At 64.8% G+C, this 3,580-nt stretch carries 4 protein-coding genes; 3 read left to right on the top strand and 1 reads right to left on the bottom strand.

Annotation, left to right across the window (positions count from 1 at the left end):
- Positions 1 to 365 precede the first annotated feature (365 nt).
- Positions 366 to 911 (top strand): YbhB/YbcL family Raf kinase inhibitor-like protein, encoded by a 546-nt coding sequence (locus EOA32_RS34805; RefSeq protein WP_128374107.1) that lies wholly within the window; start codon positions 366 to 368, stop codon positions 909 to 911.
- A 170-nt stretch (positions 912 to 1,081) separates the two neighbouring features.
- On the opposite strand, the gene yghU is transcribed toward EOA32_RS34805, so the two are convergent.
- Positions 1,082 to 1,951 (bottom strand): glutathione-dependent disulfide-bond oxidoreductase, encoded by an 870-nt coding sequence (gene yghU / locus EOA32_RS34810; protein WP_095801381.1) that lies wholly within the window; start codon positions 1,949 to 1,951, stop codon positions 1,082 to 1,084.
- A gap of 210 nt (positions 1,952 to 2,161) precedes the next feature.
- On the opposite strand from yghU, the gene EOA32_RS34815 reads away from it, so the two are divergent.
- On the top strand, positions 2,162 to 3,064 hold the full coding sequence (locus EOA32_RS34815; protein ID WP_095778255.1) for a S1C family serine protease: 903 nt from the start codon (positions 2,162 to 2,164) through the stop codon (positions 3,062 to 3,064).
- Between the two features lies 1 nt (position 3,065).
- Positions 3,066 to 3,580: LysR family transcriptional regulator (locus tag EOA32_RS34820; protein ID WP_145971463.1), on the top strand; the 515-nt coding region annotated here is incomplete at its 3' end.

A 3,580-nucleotide genomic window follows, 5' to 3' on the forward strand; every position in this document is an offset into this window, starting at 1 on the left:
TTCATCATCAGGAAATCTCCATTGGTTTGCATCGTTGACTAAGTTTCCAACGGAGCTTTCCAGGGGATGTTCCGGCTGAAAAAATTCGTGAAGAACCGCATAGCTCTGTTAGCCTAACGGCGAGATCGGGTGGCGGCACCTTTAGGAAGGGCCGGCAAGAACAAATCGGGTCGCCCGCGTTGGCGAGAGGGGGATAGTATGGACTCGCCGCCGCGCGTCACACTGCTCGTCGGCAGTGCTCCGGATGTCCTCCTTGTGGGGCAGATCGGCAGCTCCGGCGCCTGCCGACCCGTCACGCAAAGTTGCTCGGCTCCGGCGCGCCGTTCGGATAGACTTTGGGCAATCCAAGTAGAAGGAGTGAAGCCATGACTTCGCGCCTCAGCCTGATTGGACTTGCCTTCGCTGCCTTCGCCACCCAGGCATCCGCCTTCGAGATCTCCAGCCCGTCGGTCTCCAACGACAAGTGGGACGCAAAATATCTCGGCGACAAGCCCGGATGCGGCGGCAAGAGCGTCTCGATCGCGCTTGCCTGGAAGGAACCGCCGGCGGGCACCAGGAGCTACGCGCTCACCATGTTCGATCCCGATGCCAATGGCGGCAAGGGGTTCTGGCATTGGCTTGCCTGGAACATCCCGGCAAGCGCCAAGGGCCTCGCCGAAGGCGCCGGCTCCAAAGGCGGCAAGCGCCTGCCGAAGGGCACGGTGTCCGGCACGGGCGGCGTCGGTCGCGCCGGCTATTTCGGCCCATGTCCGCCGCCCGGCAGCGGCACGCACCACTATGTCTTCACGCTCTATGCGCTGAGTGAGGCGAAGCTGCGCACGCCGGAAGATCCGTCGCCCGAAATGGTGTCGGTCGCGGCGAAGAGCCAGGCGCTGGCGGAGGCCAGTGTGACGTATACCTACGGGAGGTAGCTGATCTTCCCCCCCTTGAGGGCCCTTGAGGGGGAGATGTCGCCGAAGGCGACAGAGGGTCGGCGCGCACGATGCGCCAACTTGCCCTCTTGTTGTTCGTCGGCGCCCCAGGCGCAGCGACCCGCTTTGGCCTGCCGGCCATCTCCCCCGCAAGGCGGGGAATCAGCAGTTCACTCCGCCGCTTGCAACCTGTCCTGCGTCTTCGTCTCGAAATCGCTGGCGTCGTGGCGCTCGTGCAACTGATAGGCCGGATCGCCGGAGATGCGGTTGACCATGCGGCCGCGCCTTACCGCCGGCCTGGCGTCGATCGCATCGGCCCAGCGCTGCACGTGCTTGTATTCATGCACGGCGAGGAACTGCGCGGCATCGTTGTAGCTGCGGCCTTTGGCGAGCCCGCCATACCAGGGCCAGACCGCCATGTCGGCGATGGTGTAGTCCGGCCCGGCGAGATACTCGCTTTCGGCCAGCCGCCGATCCAGCACGTCCATCTGCCGCTTGGTTTCCATGGCGAAGCGGTCGATGGCGTATTCGATCTTTTCCGGCGCATAGGCGTAAAAATGCCCGAAGCCGCCGCCGAGATAGGGCGCCGAACCCATCTGCCAGAACAGCCACGAGAAGGTTTCGGCCCGCGCTGCACGCTCCGTCGGCAGAAACTCGCCGAATTTTTCCGCCAGATAGGTGAGGATCGAGCCCGACTCGAACACGCGCACCGGCTTCGGCTCGCTGCGGTCCATCAGCGCCGGGATCTTGGAGTTCGGGTTGACCTCGACGAAGCCCGAGCCGAACTGGTCGCCGTCATTGATGCGGATCAGCCAGGCGTCGTATTCGGCGCCCTTGTGGCCGCGCGCCAGCAACTCCTCCAGCATGATCGTCACCTTCTGACCGTTGGGCGTGGCCAGCGAATAGAGCTGAAGCGGATGCTTGCCGACAGGCAATTCCTTCTCATGCGTCGGCCCGGCGACTGGCCGATTGATGGAGGCGAAGGTGCCGCCATTCGGCTTGTTCCAGGTCCAGACTTTCGGCGGGTTGTACTGGTTCATCTCGGGAGGCCTTGTTGCTGGTGGGCGGATGCGGGGTTCGTTGGCGCAAGATTTAGGTGCGGTTGCGCGGGCGTCAAAGAAAAAAGTTCAAATTTCGTTGAACTAACGCTTGGGCCAGCAGCGCCCCGCCTTCTCCGTCAGGGACAGATGCCCTTGCACCGCGTCCCTTTGGCCATACTTATAGAAAAGACCCGCAATTCAGGATCGACGATGACCATCGAAAAAATCTCGCGCTCCGTCGTGGCCGTGCGCGCCACGGTTCCGGACGACGCCTTTACCGCCAATGCGCTGGGCACGCGCCGCGAGGGCAGCGGCGTGGTGATCCGCGACAGCGGGCTGGTTCTCACCATCGGCTATCTCATCACCGAGGCCGAGGAGGTCTGGCTGACCGACCAGGACGGCCGCGTGGTTGCGGCGCATGCGCTGGCCTATGACCAGGAGACCGGCTTCGGCCTGGTGCAGGCGCTGGCACCGCTCGGGCTGCCGGCAGTCAAGTTCGGCAATGCCAGGAAGGCCAATATCGGCGACGCCGTGACGCTTGCCGACGGCATCGGCCAGCAGGTCGACGCCCACATCGTCACCAAGCAGGAATTCGCCGGCTATTGGGAATATCTCATCGACGAGGCGATCTTCACCGCGCCGGCGCATCCGTCGTGGGGTGGTGCTGCGCTGTTCGACCGTGACGGCAAGCTGCTCGGCGTCGGCTCGCTGCGCCTGCAGATGAGCCGCGCCGGCGAAGTTGCCGACATCAACATGATCGTGCCGATCGACCTTCTGACGCCGATCCTCGACGATCTGGTCAAGCGCGGCCAGGTCGCCAAGCCGCCGCGCCCGTGGCTCGGCGCCTTCTCGGCGGAGTCGAACGGTATGGTGGTGGTGATGAGCGTCGCCGAAGGTGGTCCCGCGGCAAAGGCTGGCCTTCGCCAAGGCGACATCATCTCCGACGTGCGCGACGGCGAGGTTGACGGTCTCGCCGACTTCTATCGAAAACTCTGGCAGAACCCGGCCGGCGCGGAAATTCCGTTGCGCGTCGTGCGCGACGGCCGTGAGACCTGGCTTCGCGTAAAATCGGCCGACCGCAACTCGTTCCTCAAGAAGCCGCAGCTGCAGTAACGTGCATCCAAGGCTGCTGAAGACCTTTCTCGCGGTCGCGCGCACACGCAACGTCACGCGCGCGGCGGGCGAGCTCAATCTCGCGCAGTCGAGCGTCAGCGACCAGATCCAGGCGCTCGAGGCCGAGCTGGGCGCGACGCTGTTCACACGGTCGCGGCAAGGGCTGGACCTGACCCCGGCCGGCGAGGCGCTGCAAGCTTACGCCGAGGAATTGCTGGCGCTCGCCGACGACGCCCGGGCCGCCATCGATGCCACCAAGGCCGAGACGGCCGGCAGCCTGTCGATCGGCGCGCTCGAGACGATCGCTTCGGCAAAACTTCCCGGCTGGCTCGCCGATTTCCAGGCCGTTCATCCCGACATCGACATCAGGCTGAAAATCGCAGGCAGTGGCGAGTTGCGCCGCAGGCTGGGAGAGGGTGGGATCGACGTCGCCTTCTGCTTCGACAGACCGGGCGCCAGCGAGCCCGACGAGCGCTTCGCCAGGCGCCCCGTCGCGGCCGAGCCGCTGGTGCTGAT

It is taken from the genome of Mesorhizobium sp. M1A.F.Ca.ET.072.01.1.1, assembly GCF_004023325.1.
Classification (GTDB): Bacteria; Pseudomonadota; Alphaproteobacteria; order Rhizobiales; family Rhizobiaceae; genus Mesorhizobium.